Source organism: Halolactibacillus halophilus (assembly GCF_900115605.1).
GTDB lineage: Bacteria > Bacillota > Bacilli > Bacillales > Amphibacillaceae > Halolactibacillus > Halolactibacillus halophilus.
This window is the reverse complement of record NZ_FOXC01000008.1, coordinates 1-23,436: the sequence shown is the minus strand read 5'-3', so window position 1 is coordinate 23,436 and position 23,436 is coordinate 1. Positions and strand designations below refer to the sequence as shown.

The following is a 23,436-nucleotide window of genomic DNA, read 5'->3' as shown; positions in this document are numbered from 1 at the left end:
AGGGGTAGGAAACATGCGAGTTCTCGCGGTTCTTCCATGTGGTAAGAGAAAAATTTGGAATCAAACACCAGATGTAGGGCCGATGAAAGTGAAGGATGTCTACATCGGTACATTACACCGTCTCACGCGTCAATATGCTGAAATTTTCGCAGATGAATGGGTTATTTTGTCAGGTAAACACGGATTTTGTTCTAAAGATGAGATGATTAATGAAGATTATGATATCACATTTGGAATGAAAGAGGCGGATGTCATTTCCTTACATCAGTTAAAACAACAACTATATCATCAAGGGTTAGATCAATATGACCGTGCTATTATTCTAACGGGTAAAAAACATCAACGAGTGATCGAGGCAATCGGAGGTATTACATCGGATGATCGCTTCCCGCTACTTGGTACAAAGGGGATAGGTGAGATGCAGCAACGCTTAAAGTGGGCCATCGAGAATAAAACACCATTAGACTAAGACGAGTTTCTACTATATAAATAGTACCTTGAGTCTAGCGATTAATTTTCATCTTGAGTGATTGAGTGAACGATGAAGGGTCATGTTCAGCTAGAAACGTTTTCACACCTTCATCTGCATGAATGTAAAGAGCAAAGGTATGCGCTGTCATCCGCCGTGAGCTGACATCAAAGATTTTTTGATAAGGGTAAAAACTTTCGGATGATAAGACGCCCTCCGCTGTTAATTCAAGTGTATCATGTTGTTTTTGAATCGTGATTTGATTATCAATGATGTGTCGTGTTGTCATATGCGTTGTTAATATTTGAGTCACTATTTTCACCTCCACATCTTTAGTATGAAAGATATGGCCAGATAATGCAAAAGGTTTGTCTGAATGAGTTATAGGACGTTCAAACCAATATAAACTAGAAGGGGAAGGGATCAAGTATGAAAGCCATTGTTGATGCAAATAAAGAAACGACGTTGATGGAAATCGAAGCTAACACGCCAACAGGTCATGAAGTTGAAGTGAAGATTTTATATGCTGGACTGAACCGGAGAGATTTAATGATCAGATTAAGGCGAGGGGATGAAACAGCTCCGATTGCTCTTGGTTCTGACGGGGTTGGTATTGTGACAAGAGTAGGAGAGGCGGTAACGCGATTTAACATTGGTGAGACAGTGATTGTTAATCCAGGTTTACATTGGCAAGATTGTACCATTGCGTCACCAGATACGTTAGAAATTGTCGGCTATCCGCATCACGGGACATTCCGTGACTATTATATTCAAGATGAAACCTACTTTGAACGTAAACCAGCACACTTAACGAATGTAGAAGCAAGCGTATTAGCCCTGTCCGCTCTTACGGCTTACCGGGCTGTTTTTACGAAAGGGCAACTAAAATCAGATGAAACGATCTTTATTCCTGGTGGTTCGAGCGGGGTAAGTACTTATATCATTACCTTTGCTAAAGCGATTGGCGCACGTGTATTGACGACATCACGTGATAAAGATAAATTAGCGAACTTAAAAGCACTTGGTGCGGATGTGACATTGTTAACTGATGATGATTGGGAAGAAGCGCTTCAAAATGAAACGATTGATTGCGTGATTGATAGTATTGGTCAAAAAACCTTTGATCGATCATTAGCAGTTTTAAAGAAGGGTGGCCGGTTGGTTACTTTTGGTGCTACCACGGATGATGTTGTATCATTTAACGTGAGACAGTTCTTTTATAATCAACAAACGATTCTTGGGTCAACGATGGGAAGTCGAGAAGAATTACGCGCCATGTTAGCATTTATTGAAGACAAGCGTATTCACCCAATTGTTGATACGATTTTCAATTATACAGAATACGACGAGGCATTTAATTATATCAAAGAGTCGAAACAGCTCGGTAAAATCGCTCTTAAGTTTAATCATGATTGAACGTTTAACAGTAAACAAGAGAAAAACAAGCATTGGGCGTATGTCCTAATGCTTGTTTATGTTTTATAATAATGGAGTCATGACTCATCGAAACGATCACGCGCTTAGTGGCATTAAATGAAGAGAAAGGGGTCAAGTTTTTAGCTGTTATAATTTGATAATAAGCGACACCCTTTAGAATTAAGTGAGAGAAATATAAGAACACAACCAGGAATATAAGTATGTCTTGGTTGTGTAAGTATAAGACTAACGCGTGTTAAACTTTTTCTCTTTCACAAACGGTGTGAGACGGTCATTGCGCTGGTTATGCAGTGTTTTGACCATTTGTTTTGTCCATGAATCTTCACGCTTGTTTGTCGTACGGGTGCGGTAATAGGTTTCAATTGTTTTATCGAATTGTTCGAGCGCGGCTTTATGCGCCACGTCGTCTTTATACGTGTTTTCAAAGTAAACCGCTTCTTTTGGTAACTTCGGTTTAATTTCTTGTTGTTCATCAGGATAACCCAAAGCTAAACCGAAAAGCGGTACAACATGTTCAGGTAAATCAAACAAGTCACTTACTAAATCAAGATCACGTTTAATACTCCCGATATAACAGGCGCCAATACCAAGAGATTCAGCCGCAACGGTCATATTTTGGGCAGCGATTGTTGCATCGACAGTCGCAATCATAAAATATTCTGTGCTCTGTACATTATACGCCATTGTTACTTTTTCCTGTTCATTTGCTTTAAGCATATGACGATGATAGTCGCCACAGAATAAGACAAAGTGGCCATTATCTTTAATATATGGTTGATTAGAGATCGAAGCTAAGGCAGCTTTTTTCTCTGGGTCTGTGACCCCAATCATAGTGTAGGCCATTAAATAACTTGAGGTAGAGCTGCTTCTTGCGGCATCAATGATCATGTCTAAGTGTTCCGCTATTAGAGGTTGTTCGGTAAACTTTCTAATTGAGCGGTGATTTAATATCGTATCAATGATTGAGTTCATGAGTGGGTCTCCTTTAAATATTAATGTGAAATTATTCGATGGTCACGTCAACCATTTGCGTAGGGGCTTCATCAAGTGAGGCCCAGGTGTTGATCGCTTCATCTGTTGGTTCAATGATAGCTGGTAGTGTTAAATGGATCGTTTCATTGTCATGTATGACAACATCTATAAAGGGCCATGTGAATGTTTGTAGACTAAGGGGGGTTAAGCTTAAGCTGTCCGATGTGACTACAAGTGGCAGGCTTGCTAGTTTATCTGTATTGTAAGCTAATAGTTGGTGGCGATTGAGATTAACATCACGATGTGACTCACTAAAATTAAATAATAGCGTTTCCTCATTCAATAAGTCGTAGCGTTCTAAAGTCACTTGGTCAGCTATTAAGACTGATGTTTGTTCTGATGTGTTAATTAATAAGTAACTCCCAGTTGTATCTTGTTTTGCAAAGGTTAAGATATATAACGTTTTATCTGTTAGTTCAATTGGAGCGAGAGTCATCTGTTCAATTGCACGCGTTCTATTTTGGTGCTGAGCTAAGTAGTGGTCGATAATCGGGATATCGGCTAAGCTGATTTTCACAATTTCTTCTTTTAATTGAAATTCAATGATTTCTACTGTTTCATCTTTTACAGTTTCTTCTACGAGGCTTGTTTCTTCTTGGTCAATTGTTTCCGTTTGTTCTTCAACGACGATAGGTGAGTTGTCTCTACAACCAGCTAGAATGAAAATAAGCGTCATTGCCATCGCAAAGATTAAAGTTTGATATCGCACTAAGGTTCACTCCATTCAATCTGTGATTATTCTTAGTATAAGGGTTATTGAATCAAAAATGAATGGTCATATCTAAAATATTTAAAACAATCATGATAAAGCAGGTAGGAATCTAAGCTTCATCATGATTATTTGTGTACGCAATAATTTTCAGCTGATCATTTTCAAGTCCAACTTTAAAGGTATACGTGTCTGTTTCTGGTTCTTGTTCAGCCCGGAATTCTTCTACTAACACAGTGAATGCCCACTGATCATCTTCCACAGCCGCTTGTTGTTGCTCGATTAGATCAATCGTTTTTAAAGAAATATAATGTTCCCTAAAATCGGTATAGTTATGATTACTTTGATAGTCACTCCCTAATAAGGCGTAAGCATTAATATAATCGTGAATCGCCAGACTATCGATAAAATATTGGACAAGATAATAACTGTCTTCTTTGTAATCATCAATGGATGTTAACTGATTATGAATCGTTGATGGGAAGGTAAGGGCGTCATTTGATGTGTTCGCAGACCAATCGGTCACCTCATCAATCACATCTTTAATTGGAATACTAAAACCAATGTCTGTGTCACTTATACCAGCTGAATTAATTCCAATAACTTTTCCTGTCGTTTGATCAATCAGCGGGCCACCACTGTTTCCATGCGTGATATTTGAAGAGATTTGATATACTTCATCATAGGAATAGCCATCAATATCAAAGCTACGATTTGTACCAGAGATGATGCCAACAGACACAGAATTTTGATAACCGAGTGGGCTTCCGAGCGCAAGTATATCCGTCCCAATATCAATGGACTGGGTTGTATCAATCGTCATAGGGCGCTGATTGATCAGTTGTGGGACCCGAATGACCGCAATATCCTTTTCTTTACTCATACCTACAATGGCAGCTGGATAGGTTTCGGTCGTCGACAACGTCACCTCGACAACAGAAGCATTTTCAATGACGTGCGCATTGGTGATAATATCACCGCGATTATTATAAAGAAAACCCGAACCTACTCTTGTCGATGTCGGTGTTTCAACGGATATTTTTACAACATTCTTCTGTGCCTCATGAATGATTTGCTGTAATGTTTGGGTGCGGTTATTCGTCGGTTCATACGTGACGACAGGTTCTGCCGTAAGAGGTTCATCAAAGGTTTGTTGATAAGTGTGATATAAAAAAACGGCACCTGCAAAAAGAAGGGTGATGGTTACAAGAAGCGAGAAGCGTTTTTGAAAAAATGTCATGATGATTCCTCCTCATTCAATAACCAAGAGATACGGGTGATCTTTACATCGACAGCCTCATCATTAAATTCATCATCTAAATAGATATAATCTAACTGTCCTTCATCATATGGATAGAGGACATCAGGGTAGACAAATGTCGTGCGAGTATCGATGACATCATTTGACTCATCTAACAATTCAAAGGTCACTTCAATGTGGTAAATAGGAACCGTCGCTTCACTTTTCACCAGCCCCTTTACTTTCAATTGCTGTGATGATGTTTCTGTTAAGGACACATCAGACACATCGACAGCTTGTGATTGATTAAAGGCAACTTCTTCTTCATAAGATTGATACGCCTTTTGCATGCGTTCTTCCAGTGCCGTCACAAATTGATTTTGTGCTAAATTAATAGTTTCTTTTAAACTTAATAGACGCGGGTCTTCTGGTAGATAATAAAGACCGTTATCAACGAGTTCCATTGCATCATTGAACCGATTGTCAGCCAAGTAACTATTGGCGAAACTACCAATCGATGATGACAGCCGTTCGCGTAATTGTTGTTTCAACAATAAAGCTTCCGTTGAATGAATGGCGTCAATCTCCCAGACCAATGTTTGTAAGTCTTGAATAGACAAATCATCTGTAAGACGGCTATCAATTTGCTCGAGTTGGAGTTGTTCTTGTGTTTGTTTGATGTCCATAATGAATCGATCAATCGCATCACCCGAGTAATCATCTAATGTAATTTGCAACTGGTGGAGCTGTTCTAATTTTTCCTGATAAGATAATGTATCGTCGATGTTATGATCATGAAGATATAACGTTAACAATCTATTTAAATCTTCCGCTGCTTGAAAAGCAGGATAAATTAACATTGCTTCCTCGGTTAAAGCTAAACTTTTCTCATAATCTTCGTCATAAAAAGCAGTTGTAGCTTGTTCGAATACTTCTGTTGCTTCATTTCCTCTTTGTTGATGTAACCACTTGATGCCAATAAAGCCAAGGCTGATCACGATGAAACTAATTAACGGCATCAGCCATATTGTTTTGGTCATTTTTTTAGCTTGAAATCGTAAATGTTTGTCAGTAGGTAACTTCGTTCCACAAGCGACACAAAATAATTCATCATCATGCACGTTTGCCCCACACTTAGGACAATAACCCATATCATCACTTCTTTCATTAATAAATCACTTGCCATTCGTCAAAAGGATAAATAATAATTTCAGCTCGACCAATGATGTTTTCTTTTGAAATCAAGCCGAGTGAATTACGGCTATCGCGACTATTTTGGCGATTATCGCCCATGACATAATAATACTGTTCGGGAATATAAGTAGGTTTAATATTATGGGTCCAAAAACTTCTTTCATCTGTCATAAAGGTTTGGCGATACGGAATATTATCTATATATAACTGTTGGTCCTGATAACTTAATGTTTCAGTCGGTAGACCAATGATGCGTTTAATGTACGTTTGTTCATCACGCTTAATAACAACAACATCCCCCCGGTGAGGCGAGTCGAATAAATAACTGAGACGATTATACATAATCGTTTGTTTGTCATTGACGGTTGGCGCCATACTGTGGCCATCGACGATAGCTGTTCTAAATATAAACAGATGAATAAAAAACGCGATAAAAAAGAACGTCAAAACGCTCAATACAATGCGTTGTTTTTTTGTGAAGTGAGGTTTTGTCATGCTAAAAGTCCCTTTCCTGCTCTCATTGACACGTTTATTGTACCTTTTTTATCATATCATAAAAAAACCAGGTTGAATATATTGCCTATGTTAATTGTCCACTAAATAGAATGACTTCATGATCGAATTAACTGATATTTAAAGTGAGTGCTTGTTTGCCGTAAAGTGATTGAGACATGTAGGGTGCATTTTAAAGTGATAAAACACTAAACACGCCGTGCAATCAAGAAAAATGCACGGCGTGTCTATGTCATTGTTGTAATAAATACTGTTCTAATCGGTCGAGCCCTTCTTTTAATGTGTCAAAACTATACGCATATGAGAGACGGAGGTAACCTTCGCCGTAACGGCCAAAGCTAGACCCAGGCACAAAAGCGACTCGAGCTTTGTTAACTAAATCAAGCGCTAAGTCGAAAGATGGACGAGAATCATTAAGTTTAAACATAAAATAAAACGCACCGCCCGGTCTAACAACTTCAAGTCCCATCGCCGTTAACCTTTGATAGACATAGTCTCTCCTCTCTAGATAAGCTTTGCGCATATTTACAGGCGCATCCTTTGCTTTTGTTACAGCATTAAGTGCTGCGTACTGACTGGTTGATGTTGCGCAAGACACATTATACTGGAGAACTTTTGTAAATTGATCCATTAATTTGCGTGGTCCAAATAAGAAGCCAATACGAAAACCGGTCATCGCATGAGATTTTGAAAGACCATTAATGACAATTAATTGTTCAGATAATTCCTCAAATACACCCATCGATACATGGGGCGTGTCAAATGAGATGGTGCTGTAAATTTCATCTGTGATAAGGTAGAGGTCATGTTTAATAATGACATCTTTAATCTGATTGAGTTCTTCTCTTGTTAACGTCACCCCGGTTGGGTTTGAAGGATAGGGGAGAATCACGACTTTTGTTTGTTTTGTGATGGCCGCCTCTAGTGCCTCTGGCGTTAACTTAAAATCGGTCGGTGTCGTGTCCACTTCAACGACGGATGCGTTTTGTAAGGTCACGAGAGGTTCATATCCTGGATAAATCGGAGAGGGTAAAATAACCTCATCACCTGGTGTAAGTAATGTTCTTAGGGCGATATCAATTGCTTGAGATGCGCCAACTGTAATAAGTACTTGTTCCGGTGTCCATGTTGTATTGTATAAGTCATTGATGTACTGACTGGCTTTATCGCGTAATTCAAAAAGTCCTTGATTTTGTGTGTAACTGGTTTTATTAGTGTCAAGTGCATCTTTAGCCGCTTGTTTCACTGATTCTGGTGTGGTGAAGTCAGGCTGACCAATGGTAAGTGATAGCACATCATCTTTGTCCTGGACGAGGTTAAAAAATTTCCGGATCCCAGACAATTCAATCGCTTCAACAGCTGAATTAATAGATTTAGGCATACAATATCGACCTTTCTTGTGAAGCAATAGCATCACACATATTATTCTGGTTACGTTTAGCGTTTATTTTGTTTGTGATAGGCATAATTCCATCGCCCGAGTAAGGAGGGCATATATGTAGATTTTTTCTTGGAGGATTGAGATGGTTCTTTAATGCCTAAATAAATATTAAGAATGCGCTTGGCTTGTTTTAAAGATAGTCTTACTTGTGGGTTACGATAATTCTGATCTAACTCACCGAGATGCTCAAACGTTTTAAAATCTTGTTTTGTAGGCGGTATATGAAAGAAATATTGACCGACTTTCACAAGTAATGTGGAGTGTTGGCAGGAGAGTTTAGGGCGATTTGAATATTGCAGGCCAATTTTTTTGGCTTGATTGGTTTTCAATAATTGATCAATGGTTTGTTTTTTTAATCCATAAAGTTCTTTAGGATCGATAGCTGTTTTAGCGTGACGATTAATGACGAACAACGCTTGGGCGATCTCATTGACTGATGGTTTCATAATATGTCAGGCCTCCTTTGTCGTAATGATAGTGTTGACTGAAAAATACTTGTCTCTTATTTTATCATGAATGCGTAGGAAAAACTATGATTTGTTTGATTCTTTTGTCAATTATTTAAGCTAAATCTTGTCTAGAATTTGGTGAAAATCCTAGGGGACTTTATTTCTTATTTTCGCATGATTATGATACACTAAAGGGTGTGAGTGATTAGTGAGTTAAAGGAGTTGTAAGCTGTGAGCTTAATAAAAGCTTTACCATTATTACAATTAACAGCAGAATCATTAATGGTATCATCAGAAAAGGTTGCCCATGTTCAAATTAATAACCCACTGGAACATGCGTTACTTATTTTAGTCAAATCCGGTTATTCATCCGTGCCAGTGTTAGATATGCATTATCAATTTCACGGCATTATTAGTAAGAATGTTATCTTAAATGAAATTTTAGGGATTGAGCGATTTGAAATGGAACGGTTGTCAGATGTCACAGTTAATGAAGTCATGGATACAAATATCCCAACTGTCCTACCATCGGAACATTTCTTGCGCTGTTTAAAATATTTAATTGATCATCCTTATATTGCGGTAGTGAATAAACAAGGTGACTTTGATGGTATCTTAACAAGACGGGCGTTATTAAAGGAAATGAATAAATATATCCACGTAAATAAATCGTTATTTAAAGATGTGTGAGTTTTCAAAAAATAGACTTGTCAAACCAAATCATTTTTTGGTAAAGTAACACTAGTGAATCCAGAGGGGGAAAAATAATGAACAAAATGAATGCAGAAGAAATTATTCGTTTTATATCTGATAGTAAAAAAGCAACACCAGTGAAAGTATATGTAAAAGGTGAAGCGTTAGATACCGTTCGATTTTCTGAAGGGGTGCAAGCATTTGTTGAATCAAAAACAGGTGTCTTGTTCGGGGAATGGGATATAGTAAAAGAGGACCTAGAGGCAAACGAAACTAAAATCAACGATTATGTTGTTGAAAACGATCGTCGCCACTCAGCGATTCCAATGGTTGATTTCAAACAATTTAATGCCCGGATAGAACCAGGCGCAGTGATTCGTGATCAAGTTGAAATTGGTGACGGGGCGGTTATTATGATGGGTGCCGTTATTAATATTGGTTCGGTCATTGGTGAAGGAACGATGATTGATATGAATGCGACACTTGGTGGGCGCGCGACTGTCGGTAACAACTGTCATATTGGCGCAGGTGCTGTTTTAGCAGGTGTAATTGAACCACCTTCAGCTGATCCAGTTGTTGTAGAAGACGGTGTCGTTGTTGGTGCTAATGCAGTTGTGTTAGAAGGTGTGAGAATTGGCGAAGGAGCCGTTGTGGCTGCCGGTGCTATTGTCACAAAAGATGTACCGGCTAATACCGTTGTTGGTGGAACACCAGCACGTGTCTTAAAAGAAATTGATGATAAAACAAAGGTGAAAACGGAAATTATGCAAGCTTTACGAAAATTAAATGACTAGTCGGTAAAAGATGACAAAGACTTAAGGCAGGAGGGAACTCCTGCTTTTTTCCGTGAAAGGGTTTAAAGACATTGCCCGTATATACAATAATCAAAAGAGAAGGATAGGAGGAAATAATCGTGGATTTACATAGCGTACGTCAAGCATTGCATAAGATCCCGGAGTTAGGTTTTAAGGAAGTAAAAACGCAACAATTATTACTGGAGCAAATAGATGCAATGAAAACCGAGCGCGTACAAGTCACCAAATGGAAGACAGGTTTATTTGTTAAGGTCACCGGCACCGATCCGCAAAAAACAGTTGCTTATCGAGCGGATATCGATGGCTTGCCAATTGATGAACAAACGGATTTAGCGTTTAAATCAACACATCCAGGTGCCATGCATGCGTGCGGTCATGATTTTCATATGACCATTGCCTTAGGGGTGTTAGAAAAAGTGATTAAAGCGCCTCTGAGAGATCACGTCGTGTTTATTTTTCAACCAGCAGAAGAAGGGCCAGGCGGAGCGGAACCAATTTTAGCAACACAGGAATTTCAGGCACTTAAAGTAGATGAAATTTTCAGTTTGCATATTGCACCAGAATTACCGGTTGGAACCGTTTCGACGAAACCAGGCCTGTTGTTTGCGAATACAAGTGAACTGTTTATTGACTTTAAAGGAAAAGGTGGACACGCGGCCTACCCTCATCTCACACATGATATGGCAGTAGCTGCCAGTACCTTTCTTGTTAACGTTCAACAAATCGTATCACGACGGACCAATCCGATTGAGGGGGCTGTGCTAACAGTAGGAAAGATGTCCGCTGGGACGGTACAAAATATCATCGCAGAAACGGCACGATTAGAAGGAACGATTCGAACGACCGATCCAAAGGCGATTCAAACAATCAAAACAGAGATTGAAGCCTTTGCTCGTGCTTTTGAAATTAGTCATCACTGCGAGATTACGATTGATTATGGGTCGAACTATTATGGTGTGTATAACGATGAGCGGTTCGTTAATCTGTTTAAAAACACTGTTGAATCAAGTGGATACACATATCGAGAAGCGCAGGAAGCAATGACGGGTGAGGACTTTGGTTATTTCCTAAAAGCTTTACCAGGGTTTATGTTTTGGCTGGGGGTTGATTCGACATTTGGCCTGCACCACGCAAAGTTAAATCCAAATGAATCAGCCTTAGCTATCGGTGTAGATATTGTATACCGCACACTACAGGATTTAATGACTAATTAATTTTTGAGATTAGATAACCGAATATAGTAGATCATTAAAAAGGATGAGCCATTACTCATCCTTTTCGTAAATCTATTTAAGCCTCTTCTGTTGCGATGTGTGTGACCTGTTGGGGAAAGGGAATTTCAATCCCGTTTTGATCAAAAGCTTCTTTAATGGCTTTTCTCATATCACGCTCACATTGCCATTGTTCCATGCTTTGTGTTTGGACGATGACCCGTAATACAACGTCTAAATTGCCTAGTACCTGAACGCCGCCGACTTGTGGACCATCAACGAAGCGTTCATCTGCACTGAATGAGTCACAGACACTTTTGGCATGATTGATATTATCGCTATAACTGATACCAATATTAACAAGTGCGCACATCGTACCACGTGAGTGGTTGCTTATACCCTCGAGATGACGATTTGGTATAAAGTTAAGGGTACCGTCAAAACTTCTAATTTGTGTCGTCCGTAAACCGAGTTCCTCAACAATCCCGTTATAGCCGGCTGTCGTGACATATTCTCCAACCTCAATTTGCTTTCCGAGTAAAATGAAGAATCCAGTCACGACACCACTTAATAACCCTTGAGCACCAAAACCAGCGGCCAAACCAACCACACCGGCACTCGCAATCAGCGGTTCTATTTCTTTGTAGATGAATGGAGGATTTTTGAAATAATTTTCCTTCCAATAGCTAATGAGGTAATAAACATAGGTGGCGATAGAACGTGAACGAAGTGTGTCTAATGAATGAAAAATAATGTCTGATTCCTAGGGCTGATTTTTTAGATTTTTACAAAAAATAAAGCAAACTACTAGTAATTTATTTCGATACCCGATATATTAGTAAAAGATAAAGCGAAGAGGAGGTTATTTTTATGGATATTTTTAAAAAATTGAAAGCATTTTATTGGCCTTATAAACGCTATTTTTTAACGTCACTTATTTTCGTGTTAATTGTGACAGCGATTACAGTTATTTACCCCATGGTGCTTCAAATTACTATTGATGATGTTATTTTAGCTGAAGATTATGACTTGATTCCAGTGTTATCAATCGGTTTTATCATTTTAATGATTGTGAAGGGGATGGCTAACTTCACGCAACAATACTTAGGTGACTTATTTGGTGTGACGGCAGTGTATCATTTACGCAATGCCTTGTACCGAAAATTACAACGTTTATCGTTTACTTATTATGATAACGCGAGGACCGGTGATTTAATGTCGCGTTTAACGATGGATGTGGAAGGATTTAAGTTCTTCTTAGCTGCTGGTTTTAAAGAGTTAATTCGAGTCGTCTTTTTGATGCTTACGAGTTTAGCTGTTATGTTTTATTACTCGGTGCCGCTCGCACTTGTTACGATGGCGGTGATGCCGTTTCTAATTATTGTCGTGAAAAAATTCGATGCAGAAGTTCACCCGGCATTTCGTTCGATTCGAAAATCGCTAGGGAATTTAAATACGCGGATTCAAGAGAATGTAAGTGGGATGAACACAATTAAATCATTATCTAAAGAAGATTTTGAGATTGATCGCTTCACAACGGATAATAAAAAGTATCAAGAGGTGAACATTAATACGGCGTCAATTTGGGCAAAGTACTTTCCGTTCATGGAGTTTATCGGGAATTTAGCGATGATTTCCTTGCTTATTTTTGGTGGATGGCTCGTTATGAACGATCAATTATCGCTTGGTGAGTTAGTGGCCTTCTTTAGTTTAGTGAACTATATTATTGGCCCATTGATGCGTCTTGGTTTTATTGTTAACCAGTTCTCCCAAGCAAAAGCAGCGGGTGAACGATTACTTGATATTCTTGAAGCAGAAGAATCAATCACATCAAAAACGTCAGCCATAGAAGATGCGCACATTAATGGAGATGTTGTGTTTGATCATGTCACGCTCAAGTATACTGAAGACGATGATGCGGCTCTAAAAGATATTTCCTTCCATGTTCCGCAAGGGAAAGTGATTGGTTTGATTGGTTCAACAGGGGCAGGAAAGTCAAGTATTACTCAGTTAATGACCCGCTTTTATGAGCCAGTTGAAGGGCATGTCTATATTGATGGAAAAGATGTCGCAGATTATGACTTAAAAACGTTAAGACGTCATATTGGCTTTGTCTTACAAGAACCTTTTTTATTTTCAACGACAATTAAGGAAAACATTGCCTACGGTAATCCAGATGCGTCGATAGATGAGATTGTGGTAGCAGCAAAACGTGCGCAGGCACACGAATTTATTATGGAGATGCCAAAAGGGTATGACACGATGCTTGGTGAACGCGGTATGGGCTTAAGTGGCGGGCAGCGTCAGCGGATTTCGATTGCACGCGCATTACTTATTAATCCGAGTATTCTTGTCTTAGACGATGCAACATCAGCTGTTGATATGGAAACAGAGTTTCAAATTCAGCGCGCATTAAAAGAGGTCATGACGGACCGGACGACCTTTATTATTGCTCATCGAATTTCATCCTTAAAACATGCTGATGAGATTCTGGTGTTAGAAGACGGTGAAATTGTTGAACGTGGTGTTCATGACGACTTATTAAATAATGGCGGTCCCTATCAACGTATTTATGACATTCAATATCAAGATAAGAAACAAATCATGGGTAAACAATAGAGAGAAAGGAGTGTGTAATCATGGCGAAAATAAAGAAAATTTCAGCTGACAGTGCTTATACTAAACGCTTTTTTTATCCGCAAGAATCTGCAGTTGAAAAACCGTTTAACTGGAAACAAATGGCCCGGCTATTAAACTACTTAAAACCTTACATGAAAACTCTTGTGCCATTGGCAATGGCAGTCATGCTCATTAACATGATTGTAAGATTAACCGTACCAATTTTGATTGGTGACTATGTTGTTGACAGAGCAATCGCCGATCGTAACACAACGTTGTTGATGTATTTGATTATTGGGATTGCTGTGTTATATTTAGCAAACTATATTGCGAACCGCTACCGGATTAAAATTGTTAATACGCTTGGTCAAAAAACGATTTATGATTTAAGAGAAGAACTGTTTTCACACGTGCAACGATTATCGCATAACTTTTTTGATAACCGTTCGGCCGGTTCCATTCTCGTCCGTATTTTAAACGATGTCAACTCGTTACAAGAATTATTTACAAACGGGATTATCAATTTGTTAATGGACATGATGATGCTTATTGGGATTGTGGCAATTCTGTTCTTCTTGAGTCCACAGCTCGCTTTAGCGGTACTTGTTATATTACCGGTTATGTTTTATATTTCAACAAAGCTTCGCCGGAATATTAGACGTAGTTGGCAAGATGTGCGACTACAGAAATCACGTCTTAACTCACACCTTAATGAAAGTATTCAAGGGGTCCGTATTACGCAGTCGTTTATTCAAGAAGAAGAGAATACGCAATACTTTAACGGCGTTAATGCCAATAATTTTGAAAAAGAACGTTTGGCGATGAAAAAGAGTGCTTATTTCGGTCCATTTGTAGAGTTAAGCAATGCGATCGGTACGGTTATTTTAATTGCTTACGGTTCTCATTTAATTATTAATGAAACAATTTCTGTTGGTATTTTTGTGTCTTTTGCCTTTTATCTCGGGATGTTTTGGGAACCTATTTCTCGGTTGGGGCAGATTTATAATCAATTGCTAGTGGCGATGGCATCATCTGAGCGTATTTTTGAATTTCTTGATGAACAACCGAATGTTGATGAAAAAGATGATGCGTTACCGTTTAATGATATGACCGGTCATATTACCTTTGATCATGTCCGTTTTTCTTACGATGATGAGCGGATTGCTTTACATGATATATCATTGGATATCAAACCGGGTACAACAGTCGCCTTAGTGGGTCATACAGGTTCGGGGAAATCAACGATTGCGAACTTGATTAGTCGCTTTTATGACCCAACGAATGGCCGTGTGTTGATTGATGGTCAAGACTTACGTGATATGAAAGTTCAAAGCTTGCGCTCACATATCAGTGTCGTCTTACAAGATACTTTTATATTCTCTGGCTCTATTATGGAAAATATTCGTTTTGGTCGTCCTGAAGCGACAGATGAAGAAGTGATGGACTCAGCGAAAATTGTCGGGGCACATGAATTTATTATGCGCCTTGCGAATGGATATGAAACAGAAGTAGAAGAGCGGGGGAATATATTATCGGCCGGTGAACGTCAATTACTCTCATTCGCGCGCGCCTTGTTAGCTAATCCAAAGATTTTAATTTTGGATGAAGCGACTGCGAGTATCGATACAGAAGCAGAAATGAAAATCCAGGAAGCCTTAAAGAAATTACTAAAAGGACGGACAGCGATTATGATTGCCCATCGATTATCGACAATTCGTGAAGCGGATAATATTATTGTACTTGAACATGGTGAAATTTTAGAACAAGGAAATCACAATCAGCTGATTGAACATGAAGGGGAGTATTATCAACTCGTGAAGTCTCAATTCGAAATGCTGGATGAGTTATAACAAACAAAAGCACCTAAAACCTTAAATAAAGGTTTTAGGTGCTTTTCTATTTACCATATAAGAGTGATTTAATTGATGACTCGAGTTATATAACTCACTACGTATTCTTTGATGAAGAGTCTTCTTGTTTATCTGATAGCGCGTCTTCAACTAAAATTTCAGTAACAGCATCGACTAGCGCTTCATCATGCACGCGTGATTGAATCACTTCTGATATGATGTGGTCGTCTGTTACTTGTTGTAATTTCTGGTCAACGGCGCGTTCAATCAAGAATTCTTGTCGGAGGCCGAGATAAAGTGAATAAATCATTACTAACAGAATGATAGTAAACGGGAGTCCTGTAATAATAGACGCTGTTTGTAAAGCCGTTAAACCGCCACCAATGAGCAATGTAGCAGCAACAACGCCCTCCATTACGGCCCAAAAAATCCGCTGTGGCACAGGGGAGTCCATCTTACCACCTGAAGTTAAGTGATCAACGACGAGCGAGCCGGAATCGGAAGATGTCACGAAGAATACCGTCACTAAAATAATGCCGACAATAGATAATACACTCGAGATCGGTAAGTTATCTAGCATTGAGAAGAGAGCTAAAGATTCATCGACCTCTATGATACTCGTTAAATCACTGACACCGCTTAGTTGTTGAAAAATGGCGGTGCCACCAAAGACACTCATCCATAAAAATGAAATGACGGTTGGTATAACGATGACACCAACAATAAACTCTTTAACAGAACGGCCCTTAGAGATGCGGGCAATAAACATACCAACAAAGGGTGACCAAGAGATCCACCAGGCCCAGTAAAAGACGGTCCAACTCCCTTGCCAATTGGTTGCTCTAAAGGTTTCAGCCCAAAGACTCATTTCCATGAAATTTGCAATGTAGTAGCCTATATTCTGCGTAAAACCACTTAATACGTAAACCGTTGGGCCTGCGACGAGAACGAAGATTAAAAAGATGCCTGCAAGAATCATATTAATCTCACTCAAGCGTTTGACACCACCATCTAATCCCATAACAACAGAAATTGTGGCAAAACCAGTAATAACAGCAATCAAAATCACTTGTGTTGTTGTACTGATTCCTATACCAAATAAATGATTTAAGCCAGCATTTACTTGTGACACACCAAGACCTAAGGATGTCGCTAGTCCCATTAAAGTAGCAAGGACAGATAAAACATCAATGATATTCCCCCATAAGCCGTAAATTTTATTGCCGATTAAAGGGTAGAATAATGAACGAATTGTAAGGGGTAATCCTTTGTTGTAACTAAAAAAGGCAAGTCCAAGCCCAACAATAGCGTAAATCGACCATGGGTGAATTCCCCAGTGAAAGAAAGTTGATGCCATCGCTGCTTGGGCGGCGGCAGGTGAATTAGGTTCAATCGCATCAAACATCGGTGATGGTGAACCTAAGTGCAGAATGGGTTCGGCAACAGACCAGAATAAAAGACCAATTCCCATACCTGCGCTTAAAAGCATCGCATACCAAGCGAAGCGAGTAAATTCAGGTTTTGCTTCTTGTCCACCGATGATAATCTTTCCGTAACGACTAAAGGCAAAGAATAGAGCAGCAATAATAAAAACATTCGCAGAAAAAATCATGAACCAGCCCGTATTTTTCGTTATGATGGTTAAAATATTATTGAATAAATTTTGTGCTTCTGTTGGAAAAATGAGTGTTAAGGTAATGAATAAGAGTAAAATTAAAGATGAGGCAATGGTAACTTGTGGGTGAATATCAAACCCAAAGCGTACCCAGTTTCTTTCGCCGACTTTTTCTTTGCCAGCTTCATCAAATAACGAAACGGTAGGATTGATTTGCAACCCTTTAAACGGCTCACGATTTTTAATTGCTTCTTTTCTTGCGGAGACTTCAGCTTTACGTAACTTAATTGCAAGTTCGCGTTCAGATTCCAATTTGCGATTACGCTTTTCTTGTTCCATTATTAAACGCTTTCTTTCTTCTGTGCGCTTTTGTTTTAATTCCTCTTTAGATTGCTTTTTTGATGCCTTTTTCTTGTCGGTTTCATTCGACATATAATCAATCACACCTTTCGAATAATTTGCAACTTCTATATTATACTTTCTTAATGATAGTTTGACAATGATAGCATCTGTCATGTCTAAACTTTAACCGAAAAATACTTAAACTTTATTATTGTCATTTTTCTAGAGTATGCTAGACTAGGTATTGGATAGTGTAGAGGAGGCTGGTTTAATATGAAACGAGAATTTGCTGTTATTGGCTTAGGACGTTTTGGTGGCAGTATTTGTCGTGAGCTCAGCAAAGAGGGTATGGATGTGCTAGCGATTGATTCAACCGAAGCAAAAGTTAATGAGTACCGAAATATTGCATCACATGCGGTGATTGCGGATGCGACTGATGAAAAAGTATTAAAAGAATTAGGTATTAGAAATATAGATCATGTTATTGTTGCGATTGGTGAGGATATTCAGGCGAGCATTTTAACGACACTAATGTTAAAAGAACTTGGTATTAAAAAGATTACCGTCAAAGCTCAAAATGATTATCATGAAAAAGTACTGACGAAGATCGGCGCCGATCAAGTTATTCACCCAGAGCGAGACATGGGTAAGAAAATTGCGCATTCGATTATTTCAAGTAATATCTTGGATCACCTAGAACTATCAGATGATCACAGTATTGTGGAAATTAAAGCAGGTAAAAAAATTGTTGGAAAAACGTTAGTAGATTTAGATATTCGAGCTAATTATGGTTGTAACGTTGTGGCGATTAAATCGACCAATTCTAATGATATTAATGTCTCACCAATGGCCTCTGAAAAGATTAAAGAAGGCGACACGCTTGTCATTATTGGTGCTGACAAAGATATTTCCCGATTTGAAAAACAATTAGTTATTGAAGATTAAAAATCCTTTCTTGATGTCTGTGATATCAAGAAGGGGTTTTATTCAAATAAAAAACACCAGGAATGCCTTTGGGCAGTTCTGGTGTTTTTTTGTAAATCACACTTCCATAATGATTGGTAAAATCATTGGACGACGTTTTGTTTTTTCGAATAAGAAAGGTTGAATCGTATCTGTGATTTCATTTTTAATTTCAGACCATTGGGTCGTTTTTCTTTCCATCACTTTTGAAACATGTTTCTCAACTAGCTTTTGTGCTTCGTTAATGAGATCTTCAGATTCGCGCATATAAACGAAACCGCGTGAAATAATGTCTGGACCTGAAGCGATTTTAAATTCTCTCATATTGATGCTGACAACAACAATGACAAGACCTTCTTCAGATAGAATACGGCGATCGCGTAAGACAATATTACCAATGTCACCAATACCACTACCATCAATATAGACAGAACCAGAAGGGATTTTACCTGCTAGTTGGGCGTGGTCTTTACCTAAAGCAAGAACATCACCGTTATCCATGACAAAACAATTCTCTTGTGGGACGTCACAGCTTACAGCGTGTTTTACGTGTTCCATCTGCATCCGGTATTCACCGTGGATTGGCATGAAGAATTTTGGACGTAATAGACGTAACATTAGTTTTTGTTCTTCTTGTGCTCCGTGACCAGATGTATGGATATCATTTAATGGTCCGTGAATAACTTCAGCACCGGCACGATAAAGACTATTAATCATGCGTGAGACGCTTAGTGTATTACCTGGAATTGGTGATGAACTAAAGACAACCGTGTCATTAGGAATAATCGAAATTTGACGGTGTGTGCCGTTAGCAATTCGTGATAAAGCAGCCATCGGCTCACCTTGTGAACCAGTACAAAGAATCGTTACTTCATTTGCTGGTAAGCGATTGATTTGGTGTGAATCGATAAACGTATCTTCTGGTGCATTAATATAACCAAGTTCACGTCCAATTGCAATCGAATTCTCCATACTGCGACCGAATACAGCGACTTTACGATTATGATTTACGGCACCTTCAACCATCTGTTGAAGCCGGTAAATGTTAGAAGCAAAGGTCGCAAAAATAACACGACCATCAACACGGCTAAAGATATCATTAATGCTCTGACCGACGACACGTTCAGACATTGTGAATCCTGGTACTTCGGCATTTGTTGAGTCAGAAAGTAAGCATAATACGCCTTCTTTTCCGATCTCAGCCATTTTAGCTAGATTAGCAGGTTCGCCAACGGGTGTGAAGTCAAATTTAAAGTCACCGGTGTGTACAACATTACCAGGTGGTGTTTTAACAACGACACCGTAAGAATCGGGAATACTGTGGGTTGTTCTAAAGAATGACACCGATGTTTTTCTAAACTTAATGATATCATCTTCTTGGTAGACGTTTAATTTAGCTGAACGTAACAAGCCGTGTTCATCTAGTTTGTTTTTGATTAATCCCATTGCTAATTTACCAGCGTAAATAGGGATATTGATTTCTTTGAGTAGGTAAGGAATACCTCCGATATGGTCTTCGTGACCATGGGTGACAAACAGACCTTTAATTTTGTCTTGATTTTGGATTAAATACGTATAGTCAGGGATAACATAGTCAATCCCTAACAATTCATCTTCTGGAAATTTAATCCCTGCATCAATAAGGATTATTTCATCTTGGAATTGAATACCGTATGTGTTTTTACCAATTTCGCCTAAGCCGCCAATGGCAAAAACAGCTGTTTGATCATTTTTTACGAATTTCATTGGTTACACCGTCTCCAGTGAAAAATCTTCAGACTGCTGTTCGTAAGCTAAGTGCTCACCTGCGAGTGTTTGGATAAACTCGATGTTGATGCCGCGGTCCTTTAGTTTAAAGCGCACGTCACGCTCATTTGATGCTTCGATGTATAGAGAATGTGTGTTTTCTCTAACGGGTACTTCTGATGCTAAATCTTGATATAATACTTTAAATATCATTTCATCTCTCCTTAATTTTTCGTTATATTTGTGTGTTTATTCTTAAGCATTAGGGACACGATTTTGGTTTAATAATCTTTTCCATTTCTTGCGAAGCTTTTCTCTTAGCCGTCTTAACATGTGAAACAGCTCCTTTCAAAAAGCAAAAACTAATAATCCGATCCAACCCTTATACTTATAGTATAGTACGAATTGGGCTTTTTGAAAACAGTAACCTGCTAAGTCCAACTGGAAAACTTTTCGCCTAACTAAAAGTAAACCATCATTTTATCCCTTATACTCGATAAAATATTTCTTATTCCACATCACAAGGTGTGGCGTTTTGTGGTGGTGCTAATGGGTTGTCTTTGTTGATGTGATCATAAAACATAATGCCGTTTAAGTGATCGATTTCGTGTTGGAATACAACGGCAGTATAACCTTTAAGGCGTAATTTCACTTCCTCACCAGAAAGGGTGGTAGCTTTGATTGTTATACGTTTATATCGTGGTACGATTCCAGGTACCTCTCGGTCAACTGATAGGCAGCCTTCTCCAGTAGAGATATATGTCTGTTCGACTGAATGACTCACGATTTTAGGGTTAATATAGCCATCACTATATAGTTCACCTTTTAAATTTTCAAAGTGAACAGCAAGCATACGTTTATTTAGTCCTAATTGGGGGGCGGCTACACCGACACCGGGGCGCAAATCATATGTCTCACTTATTTCAGGATCTTGTGAGTTTTTAACAAACTCGAGCATATCCGATAAGATTTGTTTGTTTTCAGCACTAAGTGGAAGGTCCACTTCTTTTGCAACTTCGCGCAAAGCAGGGTGTCCTTCTCTAACGATATCTTTCATTGTTAACATAATAAATTCTCCTCTAGCATATAAATTATTCCATCACGAACGACCAACTTTAACATAGTGTAACACATTTTAAACAAGAAAGGTAAACATTCGCTTCAAAATAGTGCTCACAGAAGCTTTAGTTACCTTGGTTTAGTGCGCTAGAGATTTTTTTCTGTTTTTACACGATCATCCTATGTTATAATGTAACGTGCATATGAAAAAAGGGCAGAATGAATGGAGGATAAAGACGTGCGATTAAAACTATTATTAATTGGACTACTTAGTGCCGTCATGTTAACAGCATGTTCAGGTGAGTCTACCCAAGAAGAGATTTATCAACATTTAGAGGCATCGGTTGAATTTGAAACAGGCTTTGTTGAGCAACAACAACCAATCAGTGAACTCGAAGAACAAGAACAAGCGATTTATCAAGAAATTAGTGATTTAGGTATTGATCAATATGAAGAAATCAAAACATTAGCAGATGAAGCGATTACGACCATTGAAGAGCGTGAAACGTTAACAGATAATGAACGAGCAAGTATTGATAACGCAAAAGAAGAATTTGATAAAGTCGTGCCACTTGTGGATGAACTGGAAGAGAGCGAATTAAAGACAGCGGCAGAAGCGATGATTGAAGAAATGAACCAGCGCTATGATGCTTTTGTTGAGCTCAATGATGCTTATCAAACTTCGCTGTCACTTGATAAAGCGTTATATGAATTGTTAAAACAAGAAGATTTAGAAGAAGCAACTTTTTCTGAGCAAGTAGAAGAAGTTAATGCTCAATATCAAGTCGTTGTTGATAAAAATCAACTATTTAATGAAGAAACAGATGCATTTAATGAAGCGAAGCGTCAATTTTATGAACAATCAGATCTGAATATTTCTTATGAAGAGTAAGTTTTGAGTAGAAAGTGATGAAGTTATTTATGTAGCTAATCGATATTAAAAGGTGGACAAACAGATTAATGTTTGTCCACCTTTTTTAGTACGCCAAGTATAGGCAATAACGTGGTAGTGAAAATCCACTCCAGACTTGGCAGTAAGAACTGTTAGTGAATGACGAGTGTATCTTTTGTGAAGAAGAACCTAAGGACACCAGGTGCATAAACTTCAACTAATGAATAAAAATTTCATACTAAAACATGTATTAAAGTTTATTAGAAAGGGAGGTTTCAATTAACTTCATTAAGTAATGTTTGTAACTTATTTATAAATTCACTAACGTGAACCCCGTCTAATAGCATGTGATTTACTTGTATTGAATAGGGTAATAATATTTTATCATCCTGTACGAAATATTTTCCAAATGATATCCTAGGAATAGAATCCTCTTTATCCATAACGATTTCATTTGATATGCTAGTAAATGTAATCCAAGGAATGGATGAGAAGTATATCAATTGATCTTGGTCGACCTTGTTTTCAGGGAAATATTGCTTTTGAGATCGGGACGTTTTCTTTGCAATATTTGAGAACGCCTTCATATTCTCAGATAAGGGTAATGTAACGATTTTAAATAGACGCTCTCCAGCCTCCATATCAGTAAAAGATGGTTGTAAAGAACTGTGAAGGATGATTTTTCCTTCTCTGATCTTATAGCGGAAATCTTCAATCTGATTCATAACATAGGTTGATGCATAAATCATACTATAATAGAAAGATAGATTATTAGTTGCCACAAATTTTTTGAAATTTGTAACGTCTAGGTTCAAACAAATATTAAATTGAGGATAGTCGATATGCTCAAAGAATTTATAGTGTTCTTTTCTATCCCATTTATCAAAATCAATGTATTCCATAATTGCCTCCTTAAAACAGTGATTTTTAGTGGTAGTATAGTACTTAAAAAGTATACCATTGCATTTAAAACATTGCTATAACCAATAGAGTCATTTGTGTTGTAATCGGATTGCCCAACCTTACATCTGAAAATTCTTCATCCAATATAATTTTAACGTACTTCCGAAAGAAGTCTCCCTCTTCAAGCGTGTGAAGGGCGTAGCCCAACGGTAAGGGGGAGATGAATGTCGGTTGGGCGATAGCC

23 protein-coding genes and 1 pseudogene are annotated in these 23,436 nt (G+C 38.3%); 9 read left to right on the top strand and 15 right to left on the bottom strand.

Annotation, left to right across the window (positions count from 1 at the left end; genetic code table 11):
- Window positions 1-13: 13 nt before the first annotated feature.
- A complete protein-coding gene (locus BM098_RS04450; protein WP_089830832.1) occupies window positions 14-469 on the top strand; it encodes a DUF6884 domain-containing protein in 456 nt (151 codons plus the stop codon).
- A 34-nt stretch (window positions 470-503) separates the two neighbouring features.
- Here BM098_RS04450 and BM098_RS04445 read toward each other — a convergent pair whose 3' ends face one another.
- Window positions 504-782 (bottom strand): hypothetical protein, encoded by a 279-nt coding sequence (locus tag BM098_RS04445; protein WP_089830830.1) that lies wholly within the window; start codon window positions 780-782, stop codon window positions 504-506.
- Window positions 783-898: 116 nt separating this feature from the next.
- On the opposite strand from BM098_RS04445, the gene BM098_RS04440 reads away from it, so the two are divergent.
- Window positions 899-1,885: a quinone oxidoreductase family protein gene (locus BM098_RS04440; RefSeq protein ID WP_089830828.1), complete on the top strand. Its 987-nt coding sequence runs from the start codon at window positions 899-901 to the stop codon at window positions 1,883-1,885.
- A gap of 246 nt (window positions 1,886-2,131) precedes the next feature.
- Here the strand turns inward: BM098_RS04440 and nfsA are convergent, their stop codons facing one another.
- From nfsA to BM098_RS04405, 7 genes are all read right to left on the bottom strand, one after another.
- Entirely contained in the window at window positions 2,132-2,878 is a 747-nt protein-coding gene (gene nfsA, locus BM098_RS04435) for an oxygen-insensitive NADPH nitroreductase (RefSeq protein WP_089830826.1), read from the bottom strand.
- Between the two features lie 31 nt (window positions 2,879-2,909).
- Entirely contained in the window at window positions 2,910-3,647 is a 738-nt protein-coding gene (locus BM098_RS04430) for a hypothetical protein (RefSeq protein WP_089830824.1), read from the bottom strand.
- 112 nt (window positions 3,648-3,759) lie between these two features.
- Complete coding sequence (locus BM098_RS04425) at window positions 3,760-4,887, bottom strand: S1C family serine protease (protein WP_089830823.1); 1,128 nt, start codon at window positions 4,885-4,887, stop codon at window positions 3,760-3,762.
- Entirely contained in the window at window positions 4,884-6,038 is a 1,155-nt protein-coding gene (locus BM098_RS04420; protein WP_089830821.1) for a zinc-ribbon domain-containing protein, read from the bottom strand. The genes BM098_RS04425 and BM098_RS04420 overlap by 4 nt, the downstream gene beginning before the upstream one ends.
- Before the next feature lie 16 nt (window positions 6,039-6,054).
- On the bottom strand, window positions 6,055-6,576 hold the full coding sequence (gene lepB / locus BM098_RS04415; protein WP_089830820.1) for a signal peptidase I: 522 nt from the start codon (window positions 6,574-6,576) through the stop codon (window positions 6,055-6,057).
- A gap of 250 nt (window positions 6,577-6,826) precedes the next feature.
- Entirely contained in the window at window positions 6,827-7,975 is a 1,149-nt protein-coding gene (locus BM098_RS04410; protein WP_089830818.1) for an aminotransferase class I/II-fold pyridoxal phosphate-dependent enzyme, read from the bottom strand.
- A 56-nt stretch (window positions 7,976-8,031) separates the two neighbouring features.
- Window positions 8,032-8,481, bottom strand: a complete 450-nt coding sequence (locus BM098_RS04405) for a YkyB family protein (RefSeq protein WP_089830816.1) — start codon at window positions 8,479-8,481, stop codon at window positions 8,032-8,034.
- A gap of 234 nt (window positions 8,482-8,715) precedes the next feature.
- On the opposite strand from BM098_RS04405, the gene cbpB reads away from it, so the two are divergent.
- The 3 genes from cbpB (at window position 8,716) to BM098_RS04390 (ending at window position 11,206) form a co-directional block, all read left to right on the top strand.
- Entirely contained in the window at window positions 8,716-9,174 is a 459-nt protein-coding gene (gene cbpB / locus BM098_RS04400; protein ID WP_234987413.1) for a cyclic-di-AMP-binding protein CbpB, read from the top strand.
- Window positions 9,175-9,251: 77 nt separating this feature from the next.
- Window positions 9,252-9,971, top strand: coding sequence for a 2,3,4,5-tetrahydropyridine-2,6-dicarboxylate N-acetyltransferase (dapD, locus tag BM098_RS04395; protein WP_089830814.1), 720 nt, complete (start codon window positions 9,252-9,254; stop codon window positions 9,969-9,971).
- A 113-nt stretch (window positions 9,972-10,084) separates the two neighbouring features.
- Window positions 10,085-11,206: an N-acetyldiaminopimelate deacetylase gene (locus tag BM098_RS04390; protein WP_089830811.1), complete on the top strand. Its 1,122-nt coding sequence runs from the start codon at window positions 10,085-10,087 to the stop codon at window positions 11,204-11,206.
- Window positions 11,207-11,282: 76 nt separating this feature from the next.
- Here BM098_RS04390 and BM098_RS04385 read toward each other — a convergent pair.
- Window positions 11,283-11,843 (bottom strand): annotated as a pseudogene (locus tag BM098_RS04385) (mechanosensitive ion channel family protein); the annotation flags it as partial.
- 230 nt (window positions 11,844-12,073) lie between these two features.
- Between BM098_RS04385 and BM098_RS04380 the strand changes: the two are divergent.
- Window positions 12,074-13,822 (top strand): ABC transporter ATP-binding protein, encoded by a 1,749-nt coding sequence (locus BM098_RS04380; protein ID WP_089830807.1) that lies wholly within the window; start codon window positions 12,074-12,076, stop codon window positions 13,820-13,822.
- A gap of 20 nt (window positions 13,823-13,842) precedes the next feature.
- Window positions 13,843-15,672, top strand: coding sequence for an ABC transporter ATP-binding protein (locus BM098_RS04375; protein WP_089830805.1), 1,830 nt, complete (start codon window positions 13,843-13,845; stop codon window positions 15,670-15,672).
- Window positions 15,673-15,769: 97 nt separating this feature from the next.
- Here the strand turns inward: BM098_RS04375 and BM098_RS04370 are convergent, their stop codons facing one another.
- Window positions 15,770-17,803 carry a BCCT family transporter gene (locus BM098_RS04370; RefSeq protein WP_234987412.1) on the bottom strand — a complete coding sequence of 678 codons (2,034 nt, stop codon included), beginning with the start codon at window positions 17,801-17,803 and terminating at the stop codon, window positions 15,770-15,772.
- 99 nt (window positions 17,804-17,902) lie between these two features.
- Between BM098_RS04370 and BM098_RS04365 the strand changes: the two genes are divergently transcribed.
- Window positions 17,903-18,574, top strand: coding sequence for a potassium channel family protein (locus BM098_RS04365; RefSeq protein ID WP_089830803.1), 672 nt, complete (start codon window positions 17,903-17,905; stop codon window positions 18,572-18,574).
- Between the two features lie 96 nt (window positions 18,575-18,670).
- Here the strand turns inward: BM098_RS04365 and rnjA are convergent, their stop codons facing one another.
- The 3 genes from rnjA to def form a co-directional block, all read right to left on the bottom strand.
- Window positions 18,671-20,338: a ribonuclease J1 gene (gene rnjA / locus BM098_RS04360; protein ID WP_089830801.1), complete on the bottom strand. Its 1,668-nt coding sequence runs from the start codon at window positions 20,336-20,338 to the stop codon at window positions 18,671-18,673.
- Window positions 20,339-20,341: 3 nt separating this feature from the next.
- Complete coding sequence (locus BM098_RS04355) at window positions 20,342-20,551, bottom strand: DNA-dependent RNA polymerase subunit epsilon (RefSeq protein WP_089830799.1); 210 nt, start codon at window positions 20,549-20,551, stop codon at window positions 20,342-20,344.
- 295 nt (window positions 20,552-20,846) lie between these two features.
- Window positions 20,847-21,404 carry a peptide deformylase gene (def, locus tag BM098_RS04350; protein WP_089830797.1) on the bottom strand — a complete coding sequence of 186 codons (558 nt, stop codon included), beginning with the start codon at window positions 21,402-21,404 and terminating at the stop codon, window positions 20,847-20,849.
- 231 nt (window positions 21,405-21,635) lie between these two features.
- Here def and BM098_RS04345 point away from each other — a divergent pair, with 231 nt between their 5' ends.
- A complete protein-coding gene (locus BM098_RS04345) occupies window positions 21,636-22,289 on the top strand; it encodes a YkyA family protein (RefSeq protein WP_089830947.1) in 654 nt (217 codons plus the stop codon).
- 275 nt (window positions 22,290-22,564) lie between these two features.
- On the opposite strand, the gene BM098_RS04340 is transcribed toward BM098_RS04345, so the two are convergent.
- Both BM098_RS04340 and BM098_RS13670 read right to left on the bottom strand, forming a co-directional pair.
- Window positions 22,565-23,191 (bottom strand): chloramphenicol acetyltransferase, encoded by a 627-nt coding sequence (locus BM098_RS04340; RefSeq protein ID WP_089830796.1) that lies wholly within the window; start codon window positions 23,189-23,191, stop codon window positions 22,565-22,567.
- 64 nt (window positions 23,192-23,255) lie between these two features.
- Window positions 23,256-23,436 (bottom strand): hypothetical protein (locus BM098_RS13670; protein WP_234987411.1); only part of this gene is annotated, 181 nt, incomplete at its 5' end.

Bases quoted from the DNA above. Each gene is read 5' to 3' on its own strand.
- BM098_RS04450 (WP_089830832.1), top strand. From the start codon at position 14: ATGCGAGTTCTCGCGGTTCTTCCATGTGGTAAGAGAAAAATTTGGAAT.
- BM098_RS04440 (WP_089830828.1), top strand. From the start codon at position 899: ATGAAAGCCATTGTTGATGCAAATAAAGAAACGACGTTGATGGAAATC.
- nfsA (WP_089830826.1), bottom strand. From the start codon at position 2,878: ATGAACTCAATCATTGATACGATATTAAATCACCGCTCAATTAGAAAG.
- BM098_RS04425 (WP_089830823.1), bottom strand. From the start codon at position 4,887: ATGACATTTTTTCAAAAACGCTTCTCGCTTCTTGTAACCATCACCCTT.
- BM098_RS04420 (WP_089830821.1), bottom strand. From the start codon at position 6,038: ATGGGTTATTGTCCTAAGTGTGGGGCAAACGTGCATGATGATGAATTA.
- lepB (WP_089830820.1), bottom strand. From the start codon at position 6,576: ATGACAAAACCTCACTTCACAAAAAAACAACGCATTGTATTGAGCGTT.
- BM098_RS04410 (WP_089830818.1), bottom strand. From the start codon at position 7,975: ATGCCTAAATCTATTAATTCAGCTGTTGAAGCGATTGAATTGTCTGGG.
- BM098_RS04405 (WP_089830816.1), bottom strand. From the start codon at position 8,481: ATGAAACCATCAGTCAATGAGATCGCCCAAGCGTTGTTCGTCATTAAT.
- dapD (WP_089830814.1), top strand. From the start codon at position 9,252: ATGAACAAAATGAATGCAGAAGAAATTATTCGTTTTATATCTGATAGT.
- BM098_RS04380 (WP_089830807.1), top strand. From the start codon at position 12,074: ATGGATATTTTTAAAAAATTGAAAGCATTTTATTGGCCTTATAAACGC.
- BM098_RS04375 (WP_089830805.1), top strand. From the start codon at position 13,843: ATGGCGAAAATAAAGAAAATTTCAGCTGACAGTGCTTATACTAAACGC.
- BM098_RS04370 (WP_234987412.1), bottom strand. From the start codon at position 17,803: ATGACAGATGCTATCATTGTCAAACTATCATTAAGAAAGTATAATATA.
- BM098_RS04365 (WP_089830803.1), top strand. From the start codon at position 17,903: ATGAAACGAGAATTTGCTGTTATTGGCTTAGGACGTTTTGGTGGCAGT.
- rnjA (WP_089830801.1), bottom strand. From the start codon at position 20,338: ATGAAATTCGTAAAAAATGATCAAACAGCTGTTTTTGCCATTGGCGGC.
- BM098_RS04355 (WP_089830799.1), bottom strand. From the start codon at position 20,551: ATGATATTTAAAGTATTATATCAAGATTTAGCATCAGAAGTACCCGTT.
- def (WP_089830797.1), bottom strand. From the start codon at position 21,404: ATGTTAACAATGAAAGATATCGTTAGAGAAGGACACCCTGCTTTGCGC.
- BM098_RS04340 (WP_089830796.1), bottom strand. From the start codon at position 23,191: ATGGAATACATTGATTTTGATAAATGGGATAGAAAAGAACACTATAAA.